Annotated in this window: 18 protein-coding genes; 2 read left to right on the top strand and 16 right to left on the bottom strand. The window is 58.8% G+C overall.

From position 1 onward, the window contains the following. Nucleotides 1-26: 26 nt before the first annotated feature. The 5 genes from hldE to AC1DHT_RS20960 all read right to left on the bottom strand — a co-directional run bounded on the left by hldE (nt 27) and on the right by AC1DHT_RS20960 (nt 6,044). A complete protein-coding gene (hldE, locus tag AC1DHT_RS20940) occupies nt 27-1,448 on the bottom strand; it encodes a bifunctional D-glycero-beta-D-manno-heptose-7-phosphate kinase/D-glycero-beta-D-manno-heptose 1-phosphate adenylyltransferase HldE (protein WP_427544029.1) in 1,422 nt (473 codons plus the stop codon). Between the two features lie 103 nt (nt 1,449-1,551). Then, nucleotides 1,552-2,163: an adenylyl-sulfate kinase gene (cysC, locus tag AC1DHT_RS20945; RefSeq protein ID WP_427544032.1), complete on the bottom strand. Its 612-nt coding sequence runs from the start codon at nt 2,161-2,163 to the stop codon at nt 1,552-1,554. Further along, nucleotides 2,156-2,860, bottom strand: coding sequence for a sulfotransferase family 2 domain-containing protein (locus AC1DHT_RS20950; RefSeq protein WP_427544035.1), 705 nt, complete (start codon nt 2,858-2,860; stop codon nt 2,156-2,158). The genes cysC and AC1DHT_RS20950 overlap by 8 nt, the downstream gene beginning before the upstream one ends. Before the next feature lie 187 nt (nt 2,861-3,047). Beyond that, complete coding sequence (gene msbA, locus AC1DHT_RS20955) at nt 3,048-4,856, bottom strand: lipid A export permease/ATP-binding protein MsbA (RefSeq protein ID WP_427534112.1); 1,809 nt, start codon at nt 4,854-4,856, stop codon at nt 3,048-3,050. A 15-nt stretch (nt 4,857-4,871) separates the two neighbouring features. Then, nucleotides 4,872-6,044 carry an O-antigen ligase family protein gene (locus AC1DHT_RS20960; RefSeq protein WP_427544038.1) on the bottom strand — a complete coding sequence of 391 codons (1,173 nt, stop codon included), beginning with the start codon at nt 6,042-6,044 and terminating at the stop codon, nt 4,872-4,874. A 109-nt stretch (nt 6,045-6,153) separates the two neighbouring features. On the opposite strand from AC1DHT_RS20960, the gene AC1DHT_RS20965 reads away from it, so the two are divergent. After that, complete coding sequence (locus tag AC1DHT_RS20965) at nt 6,154-6,759, top strand: BUD32 family EKC/KEOPS complex subunit (RefSeq protein WP_427544041.1); 606 nt, start codon at nt 6,154-6,156, stop codon at nt 6,757-6,759. Here AC1DHT_RS20965 and AC1DHT_RS20970 read toward each other — a convergent pair. The 6 genes from AC1DHT_RS20970 to AC1DHT_RS20995 all read right to left on the bottom strand — a co-directional run bounded on the left by AC1DHT_RS20970 (nt 6,745) and on the right by AC1DHT_RS20995 (nt 14,162). Next, on the bottom strand, nt 6,745-7,848 hold the full coding sequence (locus AC1DHT_RS20970) for a glycosyltransferase (RefSeq protein ID WP_427544044.1): 1,104 nt from the start codon (nt 7,846-7,848) through the stop codon (nt 6,745-6,747). The genes AC1DHT_RS20965 and AC1DHT_RS20970 overlap by 15 nt on opposite strands. An 81-nt stretch (nt 7,849-7,929) precedes the next feature. Further along, a complete protein-coding gene (locus AC1DHT_RS20975) occupies nt 7,930-8,886 on the bottom strand; it encodes a glycosyltransferase family protein (RefSeq protein ID WP_427544047.1) in 957 nt (318 codons plus the stop codon). Nucleotides 8,887-8,970: 84 nt separating this feature from the next. After that, entirely contained in the window at nt 8,971-10,398 is a 1,428-nt protein-coding gene (locus AC1DHT_RS20980) for a PIG-L deacetylase family protein (protein ID WP_427544050.1), read from the bottom strand. After that, the gene (locus AC1DHT_RS20985; protein WP_427544053.1) at nt 10,395-11,291 is read right to left on the bottom strand and encodes an antimicrobial resistance protein Mig-14; all 897 of its coding nucleotides are present in this window, start codon (nt 11,289-11,291) and stop codon (nt 10,395-10,397) included. The genes AC1DHT_RS20980 and AC1DHT_RS20985 overlap by 4 nt, the downstream gene beginning before the upstream one ends. After that, nucleotides 11,291-12,421 carry a glycosyltransferase gene (locus AC1DHT_RS20990; RefSeq protein WP_427544056.1) on the bottom strand — a complete coding sequence of 377 codons (1,131 nt, stop codon included), beginning with the start codon at nt 12,419-12,421 and terminating at the stop codon, nt 11,291-11,293. Before AC1DHT_RS20990 ends, AC1DHT_RS20985 begins: the two co-directional genes overlap by 1 nt. Beyond that, entirely contained in the window at nt 12,405-14,162 is a 1,758-nt protein-coding gene (locus AC1DHT_RS20995; RefSeq protein WP_427544059.1) for a carbamoyltransferase family protein, read from the bottom strand. The genes AC1DHT_RS20990 and AC1DHT_RS20995 overlap by 17 nt, the downstream gene beginning before the upstream one ends. Nucleotides 14,163-14,504: 342 nt before the next feature. Between AC1DHT_RS20995 and AC1DHT_RS21000 the strand changes: the two genes are divergently transcribed. Continuing rightward, on the top strand, nt 14,505-14,876 hold the full coding sequence (locus AC1DHT_RS21000; protein ID WP_427544062.1) for a DUF6124 family protein: 372 nt from the start codon (nt 14,505-14,507) through the stop codon (nt 14,874-14,876). An 869-nt stretch (nt 14,877-15,745) separates the two neighbouring features. On the opposite strand, the gene AC1DHT_RS21005 is transcribed toward AC1DHT_RS21000, so the two are convergent. From AC1DHT_RS21005 to waaC, 5 genes are all read right to left on the bottom strand, one after another. Next, nucleotides 15,746-17,185: a lipopolysaccharide kinase InaA family protein gene (locus AC1DHT_RS21005; protein WP_427544065.1), complete on the bottom strand. Its 1,440-nt coding sequence runs from the start codon at nt 17,183-17,185 to the stop codon at nt 15,746-15,748. Then, nucleotides 17,185-17,937 (bottom strand): lipopolysaccharide kinase InaA family protein, encoded by a 753-nt coding sequence (locus AC1DHT_RS21010; protein WP_427544068.1) that lies wholly within the window; start codon nt 17,935-17,937, stop codon nt 17,185-17,187. Before AC1DHT_RS21010 ends, AC1DHT_RS21005 begins: the two co-directional genes overlap by 1 nt. A gap of 103 nt (nt 17,938-18,040) precedes the next feature. After that, nucleotides 18,041-18,847 (bottom strand): lipopolysaccharide core heptose(I) kinase RfaP, encoded by an 807-nt coding sequence (gene rfaP, locus AC1DHT_RS21015; protein ID WP_427544071.1) that lies wholly within the window; start codon nt 18,845-18,847, stop codon nt 18,041-18,043. Next, nucleotides 18,847-19,968, bottom strand: coding sequence for a glycosyltransferase family 4 protein (locus AC1DHT_RS21020; RefSeq protein WP_442114535.1), 1,122 nt, complete (start codon nt 19,966-19,968; stop codon nt 18,847-18,849). Before AC1DHT_RS21020 ends, rfaP begins: the two co-directional genes overlap by 1 nt. Beyond that, nucleotides 19,968-21,041 (bottom strand): lipopolysaccharide heptosyltransferase I, encoded by a 1,074-nt coding sequence (waaC, locus tag AC1DHT_RS21025; RefSeq protein WP_427544077.1) that lies wholly within the window; start codon nt 21,039-21,041, stop codon nt 19,968-19,970. The genes AC1DHT_RS21020 and waaC overlap by 1 nt, the downstream gene beginning before the upstream one ends. Nucleotide 21,042 lies beyond the last annotated feature (1 nt).

A 21,042-nucleotide genomic window follows, 5' to 3' on the forward strand; every position in this document is an offset into this window, starting at 1 on the left:
CGGGAGCAAGCTCCCTCGCCCCCGTTTCAGGTCTTGCGGATTTTTTCGACAATAGCCGTCGTCGAGCTGTTTTCCACCAGCCCCAGCACTTTCACTGTTCCGCCATAAGCGCTGACGATGTCGGCACCGACCACTTGGTCGATCCCGTAATCGCCGCCCTTGACCAGCACGTCCGGCTTGACCTGCGCCAGGAGGTTTTCCGGAGTGCCTTCAGAGAAGCTGATCACCCAGTCCACCGCACCCAGGCCCGCCAGCACCGCCATGCGTCGGTCAACGCTGTTGATCGGTCGCCCAGGACCTTTCAAGCGGCTCACCGATGCATCGTCGTTGACTGCAACGATCAAACGATCGCCCTGCGCCCGCGCCTGCTCCAGGTAGGTCACATGGCCCGCATGGAGGATGTCGAAGCAGCCATTGGTAAAGACGATCTTCTCTTTGTGCGCGCGCGCATCGTCGACCGCCAGCAGCAATTGCTCCAGGCCCAGGACACCCCGTTCGGAACCCTCTTCGCGCTGAATCGCGCGACGCAATTCCGGAGCACTGATCGCCGCCGTACCCAGCTTGCCGACCACGATGCCAGCGGCCAGGTTGGCCAGGGCCACTGCGTGCGGCAGTTCTTCGCCAGCAGCAATCGCCGCCGCCAACGTAGAAATCACCGTATCACCGGCACCGGTCACATCGAATACTTCACGAGCCCGTGCGGGCAAGTGCAGCGCCGGATGATCAGGACGCAGCAAGGTCATGCCGTGCTCGCCACGCGTGACCAGCAAGGCCCCCAGATCAAGGTCGTGCATCAGCTTCGCGCCCTTGCTGACCAGATCATGCTCGTCGACGCAACCACCAACAATGGTTTCGAACTCGCTGAGGTTCGGGGTGATCAGGCTGGCACCGCGGTAAATCGAGAAATCCTTGCCTTTGGGATCCGCCAGCACCGGAATGCCACGGGCACGGGCGGCCTGGATCAAGGCCTGGTGGTTCTTCAGCGCGCCTTTGCCATAGTCAGACAACACCAGCACCTTGATGCCTTCGAGCAGGCCGTCGACTTCAGCACCGAGCGCCAGCGCGTCGGTGGCAAACGGTTGTTCGAAGTCAATACGCAGCAATTGCTGGTGACGACTCATGACCCGCAGTTTGACGATGGTCGGCTGATGCGCGATGCGCTGAAACAATGCACGTACACCGGCGCCCTTTAGGCTATTGGTCAGGCTGTCGGCGGCCTCGTCATCACCGGTCACACCGACCAGGGACGCCGGCGCGCCGAGCGCGGCAATGTTCAAGGCAACGTTGGCAGCACCGCCCGGGCGGTCTTCGATTTGCTCGACCTTGACCACCGGCACCGGTGCCTCAGGAGAAATCCGTGAGGTACCACCATGCCAGTAACGGTCGAGCATGACATCGCCGACCACCAAGACAGGGGCTTGATCGAATCGCGGCATGGACAACTTCATGGAGCAACCCACATACAAAATGAACAGGGGCGCGATATTAGCACAGGGTGGGCGCTACCTAGTTCGACAGCTTCATCTGGGGTGCATCACGCCGTTACATTGTTCATTTTTTAAGCAAAACAGCCAGGATGTGCTGCACGGCGTCGGCCAACTCGACCTCATCGGTGTTGATTTCGCAGTCCGCCTGCTGCGGTGCCTCATATGGGCTGTCAAGACCGGTGAAGTCCTTGATTCGCCCTTGCAGCGCAGCTTGATACAAGCCCTTGGGGTCGCGCCGGGCACAGATGTCGAATGGCGTGCTGACATACACCTCAAGAAACTCGTCCGTGCGGAACAAGGCTCTGGCCGACGCTCGATCGGCCTGAAACGGCGATATCGCCGAGACGATCACAATCAGCCCCGCGTCGACCATCAACCGCGCCACTTCGGCAATACGCCGGATATTTTCCTTGCGCGCTGCAGCGTCCATACCCAGGTCATTGCACAAACCGTTACGCACGTTGTCGCCATCCAGCACAAAGGTGTGGTGCCCCTGTTCATTGAGCTGCAACTCGAGCGCATTGGCCAAGGTCGACTTGCCGGCACCGGACAGCCCCGTCAGCCACAGACAACACGGTTGCTGATGCTTGACCGCTGCTCGGGCCGAGGCTGATAACGACAATGCAAAGGGGCGAATGTGCAACGAATGTGCAGCAATGAGCGGCGACTCATTCATAACCAAGAACCTCGTAATCACGCTGATAGACACGCAGTACCAGGCGCCGTGTGCGCACCGAGCAAAAATCGCGCACGGGCTCAGCGCGACGCTCTTGCGAGATATTCAGATGAGGCAACGATGACGTCATGCCGAGATGCTGGCAGAGCAGCTGAAAGTCGCGCTCCAGGTGTTCCTGATAGCCGACGAAATCCATCGCCATGCGCCCCATGGAGTCATTCAAAAAGTCGGATTGCGGTGCGAAATGAAGCTGTTTACGGATGTTATCCGGGTGCAACCAGCGCCCGACGAAATCATCAAAATCCCGGAAACTGTTGACCAACAGCCGAGCCGATTCATCCCGTTGCGGCAACTGGTTGCCGCGCAAATAGGCATAGGCGGAATAAACCCGCTCCAACGGATCGCGGACAAACGCAAACTTGAAACTGCCTGCGTAGTGTTCGGGAAACTGCTGTTCGTACCAGTACAGCGGCAGGTGCCCAGGCGTCCAACCGTTGAACAATGCAGAGCACACGCTACTGCCGGCACATTTCGGAACATGAATGAACAGGCATGAACGCTGCTGAAAGTGCGCTGGAAAAGCGGTATTGCCGGACATCGACTTGTTCACGGCCTGCCGGTCAACGACCGACAAACGGCCCAGCAAAAAGGTGCGTTGTGTTTTGGGGAGTAGTTTCCAGAGGTGACGTTGCAACATTCCAGTCCCCGCACGAGAAGGTTGTCCTTCCCGTTTGCATTCACAATCGAAGCAGGAACCATAACAAGCACGGCACGCAGAATTATTTAGGCTTGGTCAAGTATGTAAAGGGCTGGATACAAATCGCCGGACGCGTTGCGCGCCCGGGAGGCTGACAGGGTGAGCAATGCTCACCCTGGCGTCGAACTCAGGCGATGTCCGCCGGAGAGGGTTCGTCCAGTCCCATGGCATGCAGACGCGAGTAGTACCCGCCCTGTGCCAGCAGTTGGGCGTGAGTACCGCGCTCGACAATTTCACCGTGGTCCATCACCAGGATCAGATCGGCCTTTTCGATAGTCGACAGACGGTGCGCGATCACCAGCGTGGTACGCCCCTTCATGACCTTATCCAACGCTGCCTGAATATGCCGTTCAGACTCGGTATCCAGTGCCGAAGTCGCTTCGTCGAGAATCAGCAACGGTGCGTTTTTCAACAAGGCGCGAGCAATGGCCAGACGCTGACGCTGACCACCGGACAGCAATACCCCGTTCTCGCCTACCTCGGTGTCCAGGCCATGTGGCAACTGGGAGATGAAGTCCATCGCATAGGCGTCTTGCGCGGCTTTCTCGATGTCTGCACGAGGAGCCCCGGCCAGATCACCGTAGGCGATGTTGTTGGCCACGGTATCGTTGAACAGGGTAACGTGTTGTGTGACCTGAGAGACATGCTTGCGCAGGTTACGCAGGCGATAGTCTTCGATCTCTACTTCATCAAGCAGTATTTGCCCCGTTTCATGGTGGTAGAAGCGCGGGATCAGGCTGGCCAGCGTCGACTTGCCACTGCCCGAGCGACCAACCAGTGCGATCATCTGCCCCGGCGCCGCAGTGAAGCTGATGTTTTTCAACACCTCGCGATCAGTACCCGGATAAGTGAAACTCAGGTTGTGTACATCCAGACGACCGCTGATACGCTCGCGCTCGATGATGCCCGCATCGAGCTCCGGCTCGACATCGAGCTGTTCGAAAATGCTTTCAGCACCGGCCACACCTTTCTGAATAGTCGAGCTGACTTCGGACAGCTGACGAATCGGCTTGGGCAACAAACCCGCAGCCGTAATGTAGGCCACCAGATCACCGGCCGTCGCATCACCGCGCAGAAACAGCACCAGGAACATCAATGCCGCCATGGCGCTATAAATCACCAGTTGCAGTGCAGGGGTGTAGATCGCGCTGGTTCTGGTCATGCGCAGTTGCTTGTCGGTGTTGCTCTGACTGGCTTTGGCAAAGCGCTGTTGCTCGTAGCTTTCACCACCGAAGCTGCGAACCACTCGATAGCCCTGAATGGTTTCGGACGCGACGTGAGTCACGTCGCCCATCGCCACCTGAATCTTCTTGCTCTGCTTGCGAAATTTCTTGCTGGTATTGCCGACCATGAAAGAAATCAGCGGCAGAATTGCCAGCATCACCAAGGTGAGCTTCCAGTTCATCCACAACAGGTAGCCGAACAGAAAAACTACGGTCAGACCTTCGCGAATCACCACTTTAATGGCGTCTGTTGCAGCACCGGTCACCATGGTCACGTTGAAGGTGATACGGGAAATCAGATGCCCGGAGTTGTGGGTATCGAAATAACGGTTAGGCAACACCAGCAGCTTGTTGAACAACTCTACCCGCAGGTCATGAACCAGCCCCAGGGAAACCCTGGCCAGGTAGTAGTTACTCAGGAACGAACCAAGCCCTTGCCAGGCAGCGATCAAGATGATCAACAGCGGCACGGCAACCAGCAACTTCAACTCCCGCAGATACGGAGTGTGGGGGAAGAGCACTGCGTCAGGGTTGCTCAAGCCATCGACGAAATACTTGAGAATTCCGGCCAGCATCGGCTGGGTGGAGGCAAATATCACAAAGCCCACGATACTCAACAGGAAAATGCCAACGTAGGGTTTTACATACCCCAACAGTCGCAAATAGATTTTCAGGCTTGATTCCTGTTCCGCATTGGGCGGTGCTGCACTCATCGTAGAGCTCACTGATTAGGTTGAACGCGAAATTTTATCACAGGCTTTGTATTTGGCCTGTGTCCATACCAAAAGGCTGGCCAGGCCAACCGGTAGCCAGCTGATGAACCATTCGGCTCGCGGTGATCCACTGATGCTGGCCGCATCGAATTGCATGGCCAGGAACGAGAACAACCAGATCCCGATGATACCCTGACCATACAGCGTTTCACGGGCTCGCCATGCCTCACGCAATACCGCAAACCAGACCAAACACCACAGCAAGAGCCCTGGCAATCCCAATTCGATCGCGATATGGGTGAACAGGTTGTGCGCATGATCAAATTCGATGCCTTCGGCAAGCACCGTGTAACCAGACTCCAACCCCAGTCCACGCAAGGGATGTGCAGCGATCATGTGCAGGCTGGCCATGAATATTTGTGGCCGGTACGAGGTACCGCGAGCCAACACCAGCGGTTCGAAAAGCCAGAACGCCAGCATCGCCAGAACCAGTGCGCTAATAGCGATAATGCAGCTACGTCGGTTGCGGCACCAAATGGGCATTGCCACCAGCGTCAGCAACAGCGCCAGCGCGGCCCCACGACTCTGGGACAGCACGACAAAGCCTGCGAGCAAACCCAGTGCAACCAACCAGACACCTTGTAGCCAGCGGGTCCGAGGTACCCAATGGATCATCCAGACCGCCGCCACTCCCAGTACGTAACCGCCCAGAATCGGGTGACTCAACTCTCCCAACCCTTCAACGCGCGCCGTCCAGGTGTTACCGTCGATCAGATAAAATTTGATGGCCGCCAACAGCGCACTCAATGCCAGGCCCAGGCCGCCCCATTGCATGACACGCACGACACGCTCCGGACGGGCATTGGCAAATACCGGAAAAAACAACAGGAACACCACGATGTACAATATTCGCTTGGCGCCCCGCGTCAGGTCATCGTCATGCGTCCACGACACGCTGATCAACGACCACAGCACCAGCCCGAGCAACCCAAGGCAAAACACGCGCTGTGCTTGCCAAAGCTCAAATAACCGAGCACGTGCCGACCAGGCAAAAAACATTGCCGGCAACCAGAGAAACACGGTCAACCCTTGCTGATAAAGCTTATTGGTCGGCGCAAAAGCAATGGCAGTCAAAAACCAGAACAGTCCAGTCGCCATCCATACCTGCGCCCAACGCGTTTCCTGCATTGGCCTATCCTCGTTAAATGGTCCGATCGCCAACCCGGCATGGTGAAAACAGCAACTTTTCGGCATCATTGATCGCCAATACGCCCGCAATTTCTACAAGGCTCTCCACATGCAATGCTTCCGGCTTCCACAAGCCGCTTTAAATCAGATGATTAAAGGCGCCAGAGTACTAGAAGCCGACAGCTTCGGCCCGAAAGTATTTCTTCTACCGGACGGGAATATTCTCAAACTGTTTCGCCGCAAGCGGTTTCTTTCGTCAGCACTGTTTCGCCCCTATTCAAAGCGTTTCATCGACAATGCCGCCCGACTCGAACAGCTCGGCATTCCCACCCTTCAGACGCTCACATTCCATCAACTGGATACGCCTGGCATGACGGCCGTGCTTTACCGCCCCCTGCCAGGAGAAACCCTGCGCCAGCTGGCAGGCAAAGACGGCTTCGACTGGCAACAGACCTTGCCGGCGCTGACCGTATTCATCCGCGAACTCCATGCGGCCGGGGTCTACTTTCGCTCGCTGCACCTGGGCAACATCGTCGTGACTCCAGGCAACCAGCTCGGCCTGATCGATGTCGCCGACATGCGCTTCTTGCGCGGACCGCTGCCACAACACCTGGTCAAGCGCAACCTGCAACATTTCGCACGGTATATTGATCGAGAGAAGCTGAACGAGAGCTTTCCGATGCAGACGCTGGAGCACATTCTACTTTGTGCATGACAACAGCCTGCGGGCAACCTGGCTGAAATCCAGCCAGGCGTCGTCCGGTGAAAGTACAGTGGATTGAGCCGCAGCGACCGATTCAGAAGCGACACCAAGCGCCTGTATTAACGCCTCACTCCAGGCGGTCACATCCTCAGGCATGGCGTAACAACCCGCCCCTGCCAATTGCTCGCGAAACACTGCCAAATCGCTGGCCAGCACCGGGACACCGGCCATTACAGCCTCTTGCAGGATCAAGCCAAGACCTTCCTCAAGTGACGGGATCGCGATCCAATCGAAAGCCCGAAAAAGCGTCGCTGCATCCTCCAGGTTCCCGGGCAATAGCACCTTGTCGCGTAACCCAAGCCGGTTGACCCGCGCCTCCAGCGCAGCCCTTGCCTGACCTTCCCCGATAATCACCAGGCGCAACTGCGGGCGCTGTATCAGCACCTTGGCAAAGGCTTCGATCAGGCATGCAAAGCCTTTTTTGCCAACCAGGCGCCCTACAGCCCCCACGACAGGTGTGTTGTCGACTGGCAATTGCAGCCGAGCACGCGCCTGCTCACGAGAAAGCAGCCGGGAACGAAAAGCCAATGGATCAAGTGCACTGCGCAACGTGACGACGGGGATCTGTAAATCGGCCTCAAGTGCGTTGGCCAGGGTTTGCGAAACCGCCGCAAGGGTCAGCTGTGAAGCAGGAAGCTGTGAAAGCAACTTGTGATCCGCTGCGGTGAACCGGGTCGCGCCATGAAAAAGTACTACGGCACGAAGTTGCGGCAGCTTCTTGAGAACCGGCAGCAGCACACGAGCCGTGCCTAAGCCGTCGAGCAACAGCACGCGTACGTCACTTTGATGCAGTGCGCGATAAAAGCGCGCCTGCATCCACAGGGTCAGCAGTTTCCAGAAACGCCTGCCCTTGAGTTGATTGGAGGGCAGATGCCACTCCCGAGTTTCACCGATTTCAGCGACACAGCCGCGCGCACTACCCTGCAACAGCCAGGTGTTGATCGGTGTTGCGGGTTCTACCTGAGCAAGTATCTGCAGATGAACCTTGTGGACAGAGGCATAGGCAGCCCCCCCGGACCACATGACATTAAGGATACTCATCGAGCAGAAGGCCCTTTTTCACATCGGCTGATGGCACATCTTCTTATAATTTCGAGCACTTTCAATGATTTGAAAACCCTGTCAAATGCCCAGATTCAGGCGTAACCGTTCAATCAGACTCAACGCTGCGCGAGGCCTCAAAGCCGGCTGGAGTTCTTCGACAATACGTTGGCCAATACGTGCGAAGCTGAATTGACTGACCGCCAGATCGCGTCCGTTTCGGGCAATGATCGAAGCCAACTCAGGATCGGCACGCAGCCTGGCGAGTTTTTCCTGCAGTTGCGGGATATCCCGATAGAGCACCACGTTGTGCATATCCTGCAGCCCCAGGGCCCGACTTTCCGCATCCCCCTGATCGAAGGCCAACAACACACAGCCACAGGCCATCGCTTCAAAGTTCTTGATCATGAATTCGCCCATACCAACGTCGGCACTGACGAAGAAGCGGATACGGTTGAGCGTGTCGCGATATTCGTCACCGGAATGGGTACGCGTCACTACCAAGGGTTCGACACCCGCCAACTCATCGAGCAGCGCTTTGCGACCGCTGTACGCCACACTATTGGTACTGCCGACGAAGGCCAGTTCGATATCGCGCTCACGCCCCTGATCCTGCAACAACGCCTGGTCATAGCCCTTGGGCACGAACACCGCGTCAACGCCTTCTTCACGTAAACGCTTGGCGACCACAAAACCGGAACTGATCACCCGGGCCCACGGCAGGCGGCGGTAATGTGCACTGAACTTGCCGGTGTACTTGCAGGGAATGTAGTTCTGGTAGGCATCGTGTTCGAGAATCACCAGATTGGGAATCGTGCGGATAAACCCGGCCTGTCGAATTTCCTGCTTGAACCGCAGGAAGAACACGATACGGTCATAGCGCGACACGTCCACTTCACGCCGAAAATAGCTACGCAGGTTGCGCTGTTCATCACTGCTCAACCAGCGCAGGTCGCATTCGCAATGAGCGGCCACACCTTCGTACAAACGGTCCAGAATGGCCCGCTGTTCTTTCTGCACCAGAAATAGAACCTTCATTGTCTTCCTTGCAGCATTGAACAGCCCGACAAAAACCTGAAATCACCCTTCTGCCCTGGCAGAAAGACTCCATGCGACAGCCATTTACAAACGCCAGAACAGCTCATGCCGACGCACAGCCTTGCGAAAAAATTCGTTCTCGCCGTAAGGCGAACCTGAACGCCCTGCCAGCAGACGCTGTAAACCGCGACGCATCCGACGCTTGAACGGCGCACGCGGCTGCAAGTCATGCATCATCCCCAGCGCCATGGCCTTGTCGCGCTGTTGCTCGATCGACAAGACCAGGCAATAGGGTTGTAGCACGTGTGCCGAATCGAACACCGGTGGCAACGCAATACCAGCCTCTGAATCACCCATTGGCCAGCGATCATTGTCGTGCAGATGGTTCGCGTAACCGAGCAGTGTAGTCGGCTGCCACTCAAGCCCCTTCAAGGCTTCCAGCACCGCATGCTGTGCACAGATGTGATCGGGATGCGGATCGAGCGATGGGTGCGGCAAAACGATCACTTCAGGGCGCGCCTTGAGCAGCAGTTCACGCAGATCGGCCAGCAGGTTATTCCAGGTCGGGGCACCATCGCGGTCACCCGGCAGCGCGAACGGATTGAGTTGGCGAAACAGTCGCGTGTCGTTCAGATCCGCCTCACGCGAGCCCACCGGTTGATCCGGCGCCGCCTGCATGGCTGGCAATTGCAGGCAGAAATACCCTAATTGCACACACTGTGATTCAGGCACGCCGGCCCAGCGCGGCACCGTAATGCTGTCCCAGGCGCGCAAGCGGCCTTTGACGCGCGACGCCTCGACGGCGTTCAGCCCCATCTGCCGATAGTGCCCGGCTTCAATTTCACCGGCAGTCAACGTGACGATCCAGGCCTCGTCGGCCTGGCTGTACAAACCGAAAGCGGCCAGCTCCGCATCGTCGGCGTGAGGCGCGATCACCATCACTCGTTGACGGCGGTAATCAGGTTGTTCGAACGACCAGAGCACGGGTTCGCCGAGCAATCGGCAGAAGCGCCCGCGCACACGCAAATCACCCTGCGACAGAACATGCGCCTGACCACTGAGATTAAGGTAACGCAGGCCGTCTACACCACGTTCGAAGGCTTGTCGGTCTGGATTATCACCACCCGACAACTCGACTGCAGGGTCGAAAAAACGTCCAAGCCAGGTGCTTTTTACCCTCAGTGCCAGTACCAGCGTGGTGTCGTCAGTCAGGATGACGCCGTCGTCCAGCAGCAGACGCGCGCCCTCCAGCCGGACCTTGGGCTGCTGCGTGTACGGTGGGAAGCTGTACTGGTAATCGTCCTTGGGTGAGTAAAACAAGTGGTCGGCAAACCACGCTTCATGGGCAACCCAGGCCAGGACCGCGAGTACCAGCGGCAGCCACCAGGTGACCAGCAGGCCAACGGCAATCAACAGCAGGACACCGATCAACAGACCGATGCGCTTGTTACGTCGATGACGCTTGAGCAGTTGCTGCTTGCGATTGAGTGGCAGGCTCATGGTCTGGCTCATACGGTGAACACCGGCACAGGGTTGCACCAGCGGTCCTTGTATTCACGATCAGCCCGCCCGAAGGAAAAGCGCAGCGGCTTGTCGATTGCTCGTGCGTGCTCCCAAGCGCTTTGGGTATTGAGAAAACTCAATACGCTGCCAGGGCTGAACTCGCGAGTCTCGGGGTCGACGCCACCGTTGATGTACTCGACGCTGATCCATTCTGGCGCTTCAACACGGTAGACCAGCTGAATCGCAATCGGCGCATCGTTGAGGAAAATCACCGAGCCGATCATCAGCTCGCGCAGCAATTCGAGCACCTCGCTCATGCGTGCCGCACCGGTCGCCGGAAACCCCCAGCGGCGCTGGAATAGATCACAATAAATAGCCGCCAGTTCCTGGCTGGAAAAGTCGCTGACCGGTCGTATCACGCCACCGGCCTCTTCCAGCAAACGCAGTTCACGGCGCTGGTTGTAGCGAAACTTCTTCGACAGCTCTTCAGGTGTGCGGGCCATGGCCAGTTGTTCGGCTTGCAGCTTGAGACCGGCAAAGCGACCTTCATTCAACGCCGACAAGTAGCGCCCGCGATGCCGCAACAGCGCTTGCGCGTCGGCCGCAGCCGGCAGGATGAACTCAGCGTTGCCGAGATCGAACAAACCCTTCTTGCCCTTACGCTTGAGCACGTCCTTGGACAATGCAAGGTCGCGGCCCCAGGTCGGGATCGCGGCTTTCAGTTCGCCGCCCTGCTCCCAGGCCAGGTAACGCACCGGGATATCGGCCAACTGCGCCAGGCGTTCGACCACCAGAGGATGAGTTGCGACGCTACCGCCAAAACGCTGCCAGGCATCGCTATACGTCGACGCATCGACAACGGACCAGCCACGCTCGCGCCAGCCTTGAAATCGGTTGAGCATCAGGCCCTCGCCGTCAGTTCAAGGACGTGCGGCAGACGCCAGAACGCCTCGTGCACGACGCGATCCGAGAAGCGCTCGCGCAGACGATCAAGCATCATTTCGGCGCAGACCTGGTGCTCGTGCTGATTCATCACGGCCAGGTGTTGCAGGCCCTGCGCCAGGTGCTCGACATCTCCCAGAGGGAACAAAATACCGACACCTTCGACTACTTCCTTCGCCCCGCCACACGCGGTGGCCAGCAACGGCACACCGGCGGCCATGGCTTCGAGCAGCACCATGCCGAACGGCTCGTGGTCGGAACTCAGGGCAAACACATCGAAAGCCCGGAAGTAGCGACGCGCCTCCGGCACCTGACCGAGAAACAGCACACGGTCACCAATACCGAGTTCACGAGCCAGATCCTTGAGCCGCTGCTCCAGACGTCCGGAGCCAAGAATCGCCAGTTGACTGCCGACCGGCAAACGCGGCAAGGCCTGGGCAAAGCCGCGCAGCAAAGTGGCCTGGTCCTTGTCCGGGTGCAGGCGACCGACGTTGCCGATCACCCACGCATCCGGCGACAGCCCCAAGGCGTCACGCGCCGCATCGAAGGACACCTGAGTGGCCTGCAACGCGTCGACATCGATGCGGTTGTAGAGAGTTTGAATCCGCGCCGCCGGCCACTTCGGCAAGCAACGGCGCATGTCGTCGCGGACTGCATCGGAAACCCCGATCAGACTCAGGCGCTTGCGAAAAATATGCGCGAACAGCTTGCGCGTCCGCCGCTGGTAATCACCAAAGGCGTGATGCACGCCGATTACCGGCAGCTGCGTTGCGAGCAAGGCGATGTAGATCGGCTTGAAACGGTGGGCAATACAAAAACTGAAATTGCGCGACTGGGCGATCTTGCGCAGATCGGCAATCGCCGAAAGCTTCAGGCCACGAATGGCCTTGGAGCTGTATTCCATGAACAGCACTTCATCAGACGCACAGCCCGCCGCAACGTCAGCATCGGCAACCCCGGTGAGAAACACCGTGGTCACTCGATAGCCAGACCCTGCAAACAGGCTTGCGTACTGTCGGGCGCAGTCCAGGAACGGCCCGTCATAGCCGTGACAGAACTGCAGCACATGGCGCTCAGCCGAGCGTGTCATAAGCGTCCGCGCCGTCTTTGACCACCAGAATGTCTTCCATGATCAGATACTGTAGATCGGAACCGAAGAACATGTTCAGGGCGTCGGTCGGCGAGCAGATCATCGGCTCGCCGCGGCGGTTCAGCGAGGTGTTCAGCGACACGCCGTTACCGGTCAGCACTTCCAGCGCTTTCATCATGTCGTAGTAACGCGGGTTGTATTCGCGCTTGAGCACCTGGGCACGGGACGTACCGTCTTCATGGACGACTTCCGGCACGCGGGTTTTCCACTCTTCAGCCACTTCGAAGGTGAAGGTCATGAACGGGGCCGGGTGATCGATCTTGATCATCTGCGGCGCCACGGTGTCGAGCATCGACGGGCAGAAAGGCCTCCAGCGCTCGCGGAACTTGATCTGATGGTTGATCCGGTCAGCCACGCCAGTGGCGCTTGGACAACCGATGATCGAACGACCGCCCAACGCACGCGGACCGAACTCCATGCGCCCCTGGAACCAGGCCACCGGATTACCATCAACCATGATTTTGGCGATCTTCTCCGGCATGTCGTCGAGCTTGCGCCACTTGGGCGCGCTCGGGTGACGGGCGCAAGCCGCGATCACGTCTTCGTTGCTGTACGACGGGCCGAGGTAAACGTGCTCCATTTTCTCGACCGGAACACCACGGGCATGGGACACGTAAGCCGCAGCACCCACCGCGGTGCCGGCATCGCCGGACGCAGGCTGTACGAACAGCTCCTTGATGTCGTCGCGAGCGATGATTTTCTGGTTCAGCTTGACGTTCAACGCACAGCCGCCAGCGAACGCCAGCTTGCCGGTTTCCTTGAGCACGTCGCCCAGATAGTAGTCGATCATCTGCAAGGCCAGTTTCTCGAACAGCGCTTGCATGCTCGCGGCGTAGTGGATGTACGGCTCGTCAGCAATATCGCCTTCGCGTTTCGGGCCCAGCCACTCGATCAACTTCGGCGAGAAGTAGAAACCCTTGCCCTTCTCTTTGTAGCGACGCAGGCCGATGACGTTGGCGTAATCGGTGTTGATCACCAGCTCGCCGTTTTCGAACGACGCCAGACGGGAGAAATCATATTTGCTGGCGTCGCCGTACGGCGCCATGCCCATGACCTTGAACTCACCGTCGAGCATTTCAAAACCGAGAAACTCGGTGATCGCGCCGTACAGGCCACCGAGGGAATCCGGATCGAAGAACTCCTTGATCTTGTGGATCTTGCCGTTCTCGCCATAACCGAAGAAGGTCGTGGCGTACTCGCCCTTGCCGTCGATCCCGAGGATCGCGGTTTTCTCTTTGAAACCGGAGCAGTGGTAGGCGCTGGAGGCGTGAGCCAGGTGATGCTCGACCGGCTCGATCTTGATTTTCTTCGGATCGAAGCCCAGTTGCTCGAGGCACCAGACAATCTTGTTGCGATAGCGCTTGTAGCGACGGTTGCCCATCAGGATCGCATCAAGCGCGCGGTCCGGGGCGTACCAGTAACGCTTGGCGTAGTGCCAGCGGGCCTTGCCAAACAGGCTGATCGGGGCAAACGGGATCGCCACTACGTCAACGTCGGAAGGTTTGATGCCAGCCTGTTCCAGACAGAACTTCGTCGATTCGTAAGGCATGCGGTTCTTTGCATGTTTATCGCGTACGAAGCGCTCTTCTTCAGCAGCCGCGACCAGCTTGCCGTCGATGTACAAGGCTGCGGAAGGATCATGGCTAAGGGCGCCGGACAGGCCAAGAATCGTCAATGCCACAGGGGTCTAGCCTCTTAAGTCTGCATGCAGGCGACGTGCGCCTGAAAATAATGTGTCCTCGCAAAAGGGCGAGAAACAGCTAAAGGGCGGGATTATAGCGTAAAGATGACCGGAATGACCCAGAGGTTGTTTGACGCACAAAGCTCATATTCAACAGAACACAGCAAGCGACGACGACAAAAAGAACGATGTTTATAAAGCCTGTAGGTTTCAGGGAAGCATCCGACATGTTTTTCAGGTTGCTGGTGGGAAGCCGCGTGACTAGTCTCTGGTGGTCGCTGCCAATTCAGCGACCGGGTTTGACCGTCCGAGCACACTCTAGGCGCACTTAGGAGCGTCGCCATGCACAAAGTCACCCCCGATTTCCCTGAAACCCCAAGCACTTCCCCTTACGCTTCCACCGACTCCAAAAAACTCCACGACGCTGCCGAGCGGGCGCTGGATCACTACCTCAAACCACCATTCGACAAGGGCAACCTGCCCGACAAACGTCCCTCCAACATCTTCGCGGTCATCCCTGATCTGGATAACGAAACCCTGCTGGCGCATGCCTCGGAAACCCTCGCCTCGGTCAATGTGCTGGCGAGCGATCTGGCGTTTGAGCTTGAAGGCACCCGCCGACATGTGGCGCTGGCGATTCAGCAGATGATCTCGTTGGGGGAACTGTTGGTGAACCGGGCGCTGGATAGTTTCGACCAACCGGAAGAGCGGTAGCGCCGGACTGTGGGAGCGGGCTTGCTCGCGAAAGCGGGCTGACAGTCAACTGAGATGTTGAATGAGATGACCTCTTCGCGAGCAAGCCCGCTCCCACAGTTGAACTGTGTACACCAACAAGAGAATGGTCGGCTGTCCGGCCGCCATCGCGAGCAGGCTCACTCCCACAGTTTTGATTGGTGTACATCCGCAAGAGAATGGTCGGCTGTCAGCCCGACATCGCAGGCAAGCCAGCTCCCACAGTTGAACTGTGTACACCAGCGGAAGATTGGCCGACCGTCAGGTCGCCAAAATCAAAAGATCGCAGCCCGCGGCAGCTCCTACAAAAATCGAACTCGCCCCCACCACTCAACAGGCCGAGCGTTAGCTCGCCTGCCGCTGTTGATCTTGATCCACCCGCCCCTTCGGGAGGCCGAGTGGAGGTGTTCATCAGGGGGTGGGCGCGCAGCGCCGTACGGCGCAGCCGGACACATCGAGAGGAGGTCGTCGCGAAGCAGACCGTAGGCGATGCCCCCTGATGGACACCGGAGCGAGGGAACGCCGAGCCTAGGCGAGGGGCCGTACGCTTGGGGCGAGCGTTTTTTTGCTTACTTTTTTTAGGCGCTTGTAAAAAAAGTGAGTCGCCGTCAGGCGAAACCCTAAGTGGCCGTTACCGCAGGAATGGATATGTACACCTGCAAGAGGTTGGTCGGCTGTCAGGCCGTCATCGCGAGCAGGCTCGCTCCCACAGTGGATTGGTGTACATCTGCAAGAGATAGGCCGGCTGTCAGGCCGCCTTCGCAGGCAAGCCAGCTCCCACAGGTTTGATGGGTGTACATCTGCGGGAGATTGGTCGGCTGTCAGGCCGCCATCGCAAGCAAGCTCAGCGCCTACACATTCTTGGGCAACCGCTGATCAATCACCCGATACAGCGCACTGCCCTCAGGCCAGTTACGCATAAACCGCGCCCGATCCCGCGCATACGCCGGAGCAAAACTACTCAGCGAACCGTGCTGACACATCGAATCCAGATCGATCAACGACCAGCGATCCTTGTCCCAAAACAAATTATGCCCCTTGAAATCCCCATGACTGATCCGCTCGCGAATCAGCTCGGCAAACAAATGATCCAGCGCCAGCAACTCAGCTTCAGGCGCCTCACCACTCTCAACGAACGGCGCAAAACGCTCAATAATGTCCGGCCCCGACAAATACTCGGTAACCAGATAGGCCCGACTGCGCAGCCAGAAAAAACGCTTCTCCAGCAGCGCCAACGGCTTGGGTGTAGCGATGCCGAGGAACGCCAGGCGATGCCCCTCGCGCCATGAATGCCAGGCGCGACTCGGGCGCCAGAAGCGCTTGAGCCAATGGGCAACGCCCTTGATATTGTAGCGTTTGACCAGCAGCGTGCGCCCCGCCACCTCGACCTTGCCAACACTCGCAGCACCACCGGTCTTGTACAGATGCCCCTGATCGAGCAACGCATCGGCCTGCGCCAATACCGGCAACATGGCCGCTTCTTCCTCGCGACGAATCGCGCGCAATCCGAACGCCCCGCGTTGCACACTGAACAACGTGCATTCGCGGCCGACCTTGATCAGAAAGTCTTTCAAACGCCAACTGCGGACCTTGTCGACCTGCTTCTGCAAGGCTTCCAGCGGCAAGGCATGCTCGCCGTTGCTCAACAGGTAATACACCAGCAATTCTTCGGTGAACGGCTCAAGCGACTTGGGCAACTGGGCGAAAAACACCCCGAGGTTCTCCAGGACTTTCTGTCGGGACAACGGCTGACCAGCCTGCTCGACCCGAATACCCGCACCGTCGATCAAGTACAGTTGGCCGTTTTGGCGCAGCAGGTTGTCCAGGTGCAAGTCTTCCTGCCACAGGCCCTTGCTGTGCAATTGACCGATGGCGCCCAGCGCCTCAGCCAACACCGCCGTTTGCTCGTCCGCCAGCACCGGTAGTGCTTCGACCTGCTTCCAGGCATCGCCGAGGCTTTCAGCGCCTTCGAGGAAATCGAACAGCAACCAGCCGCCCTCGCCGTCTTTCAGACCATCGGCCAGCAGCATCGGTGTGGTCAGGCCTTGAGCGGCGAGCAGACGGACACCGTCCCGCTCACGCTGAAAATGTCGCGCCGCCTTGCTGCCCACCAACAGTTTGGCCAGCACCGGACGCCCGCGCCAAACAGCGGCCCCCACATAACGCTGGCCCGGCAAAACCCGCAGCACGCTGAGCAGTTGCAACTGCGCCGGACCTGCGGCATCCGCCAGCTCGATACTCAATGGCAATCCCGGTTCACGACCGGCGTTTTTCAGTTCAGACAAACGCATCAACGCGTCTCCTTGTGACTGCGTCGAGCGATCAGGCGCTGCACCCAACGCTCGACCTGCGGGCTATTCGCCGACTGATTCAGGTACGTTGCCAGCAACAGCCGCACCTCCTCACAGGTCCAGACCGGCGCCCGGCGTACCAACGGCTCCAGATCCTTGATCCGGTCACGCTGACCAAACAGCAGCGGCCGGGTTTTCTCCAGATCGATCAGTTGCGCCTGATAACCAGCGCCAGCGGGTCGCAAAAAAATGTGCTTGGGATAAAAGCAGCCGTGCACTTGACCCACATCGTGCAGCCGACGCGCAAGCCCCGCGCAGGCATGCAGAATCCCCGCCTGCTGCGCATCACTGAGACCCGACCACTGCTCCAGCAGCGAATCCAGATCATTCCAGCCGTCCAGTGCACGCGTCAGCAGAATCGCCCTGACTTCACCCTCTCGCTTGCGCTCACCAAAAAATACCGCCTGCAGCGCTGGAATTCCCAACTGTTGGTAGCGGCTGATGTTACGAAACTCACGGGCAAAACTGGGCTCGCCAAACGGCCGGAACAAGGACCGCGTCAAGTAGTTGCTCTGACGTTTGAGGTAGTAACCGTTACCGTCCAGATCCAGCCGAAAAACACTGCTCCAGCCACCTTGAGACATGTTCGGTTCATCCACTGCGTCGAGTTGCTTGCCCCACAGGGCATCGAACCCGTCGAGGCCATGACGTTCCAGCAGTTCGCGGTCGTCAGTGGCCAGAAAGTCAGTCATTCGTATCCCTTGAAAATCTCACGATCCGCCGGTTCCGGCGCGTGTCGAAGGCCTTGAGTCGAGACCCTTGGCGGTACAGCAATTTCAGGCTCCGTCCCCACCATCAAAGCGCATCTCCATAGCGCTGCTTGCGTTCATACAGCTTGTTGGCCTTGCCCTCGAGCCACGCCAGCAACGACGCCTCTTCACGCAGAATCTGGCGCAAGGGTTGCTGGAAGTAACCTTTGAGGAAACGCAGCTTGTCGCGACGCGTCAGGCCGATATCCAGCGCCGAGAAATACAACGCCGCCAGATCCTTGTTACGCCAGCGCCGGGTGATCGCCCGGCGGGTCTGGGCACGGTGCAAATCGATCACCGAGAGCTTGAAATCGTCAGCCGTCACCGGTTTATCGGTGTGCAGCAGAAAGTGACAGATATAGCAGTCGCGGTGGTTGACCCCGGCGCGGTGCATCATGCCGGTCATGCGCGCCACTTCGGCAATCAACGCACGCTTGAGTCTTGGCTCTGGCGGCTGCTTGACCCAATCGATGCTGAAGTCTTCCAGGCTGACGGTCGGCGCCAGTTCTTCGGTGACGATAAACGAGTGCTGGTCCGCCGGGTTGCTGCCGCGTTCGCCGTAAGCGACAGCGGTCATGGTCGGCACGCCGACTTCCTGCAAACGCTGGATAGCCCGCCACTCCTGGCCAGCACCGAGGACCGGCAGTTTGGCGGTGAGCAGATTCTTGCAGATCTCGCCCCAGCCAATGCCCCGGTGAATTTTCACAAAGAAGCCGTTCCCGGCCACTTCGGTGCGCAGGGTCCGGCGAGCTTCGAGTTCACGGTAAACCTCGCCCTTCAGGCCTTCGACTTCGGTGAACGCATCGCGTCCGGCCCAAAGGCTCTTGAACGGTTCGGCAAGAATCAGCTTCATCAGTGTTGCTCCGCCAGAATCACATCCGCCGCGTGCTGCGGCATGCTGTAGAGATCGGCCGTGTCAGCGAAGGCCAGGCCATTACGGCTCCAGGCCGCACGCGCTGCGTCATCGCTCAGCATGGTCGTCAGGTACTGCGTGAGTTGCGCCTGTTCAAACGGCTCGTCCAGCACCAGCCCGCTGTCGGCCTCAGCGATGTAATGCGCATAACCGCACACCGCACTGACCAGCACCGGCAAGCCGGCCACCAGCGCTTCAAGCAATACCGTCCCGGTATTTTCGTTGTACGCCGGGTGGATCAACAGGTCGGCGCCAAGCAGGAAACGCGGGATATCGCTGCGGCCCTTGAGGAACTGCACGTTATCGCCGAGCCCCAACGTGGCACTCTGTAGCTGGAATACTTTGGGGTCGTCCTGGCCAATTACAAATAGCCGGGTACGTTTACGCAGCCCCGATGGCAACGCGGCCAGTGCCTTGAGGCTGCGATCGACACCCTTGGTCTTGAACCCGGACCCGATCTGCACCAGCAACAGGTCATCGTCAGCCAGGGAAAATTCGCGACGGAATTCAGCGCGAATTTCAGCCGCGTTGGCCGGCGCACGCCGGTCCAGGGCAATGCCCGGTGGCAGCAGATGGAAGCGCTCAAGCGGCGTGTCGTAATGCTTGATGAACAGCGGCTGCTGGACTTCGGAAATCATCAACACTTCGGTTTTCGCATCTTTGGCGAACACCGCGCGCTCGTACTCGGCAAAGTGCCGGTAGCGACCCCAGCGCCGATAGAGGGCATTGCGCAGGGTCTGCGCCTTGTCCTCGAAGCAGCCATCGGCAGCGTAGTAGACGTCGAGCCCCGGCATTTTGTTGAAGCCGATCAACCGGTCCACCGGACGCTTGGCCAGATCGGCTTCCATCCAGGCACTCAGCTTCTCGTTACGGCGATGATTGAAGATCGCCTTGACCGGCGCCACCAGCACTTCGAAACCCGGCGGCACATCGCCTTCCCAGATCAGCGTGTAGACGCGGATCTGATGCCCGCGCTGCTGACATTCCAGGGCGATGCGCATGAAATCGCGCTGTAATCCGCCAAACGGGAAATATTTGTAAAGGACAAAAGCCAATTGCATCAGCGCAGCTCCTCAGCCAGTAGCGGCGGCTGCAAAAGCGTGCTTAAACGGTTCGCGACACGCTCGGGGTTCAGGCGAGTGAAGCACAATGGCCACTCACGCTTGAGATCGAATCGACGCTGATCTTCAGCAGTCGGTTGGTAAGAACATTTCTTTTGCATGCATGGCGCACACGGGAAGTCGCTCGCCAGGTGCACCTGGCTTTTGCCATAGGCGCCGGTCAGGCCCGGATTGGTCGGGCCGAACAACGATATCGTCGGCACATCCAGCGCAGCGGCCAGATGACCGAGGCCTGTGTCGACTGCCACGCAGGCTTGCGCACCGGCCAGCACTTTGGCGACGCCGGCCAGGTTCAATTTGGGCAGCACTTCGGCATTGCGCAGCCCCTTGGCGATGCGCTCGGCCCGGGCCTTTTCGGCCGGGTTGCCCCACGGAAGCTTCACCGCCATGCCGAGGTGGCCCATGCGTTCGGCCAACTCGCGCCAGTAAGCTTCCGGCCAATGTTTGGTGTCCCACGTAGTGCCATGCAGGAACAGTACGTAAGGATTCTTGCGCGGCAGCTCGACCAACCGCTCGACGTTCAGGCCATAGTCGCCCAACCCTTGTGGCAGGTCGTAGCCCAGCGCCACGGCGAATAACTGACGCAGTCGTTCCACGGCGTGTTGCCCTCGGGCTACCGCCAGACGTCGGGAATAAAACCGCGCGGCGATGGGCTCACGGGCCGAGTTCTTGTCCAGCCCGGCTACCGGCGCGCGGACGTAACGGGTCAGCCAGGCGCTTTTGAGCAGGCCCTGGGCATCGATCACCAGATCGTATTTGGTGGCACGAACGCTTTGCTTGAAGCGTTTCCACTCGCCGCTTTTGATGGTCTGCCAGACGTTCTTGCGCCAGCGGCGGATCGCCACCGGAATCACCTTGCCGACAGCCGGGTGCCAGGTCGGGATCTCGGCGAAGCCTTCTTCCACCACCCAGTCGAACTTGATGCCCGGGATCGCCCGCGCCGCGTCGGTCAACGCCGGCAACGCATGAATCACATCGCCCAGCGAGGAAGTCTTGATCAACAGTACCCGCAAC

It is taken from the genome of Pseudomonas sp. 05N432, assembly GCF_056396945.1.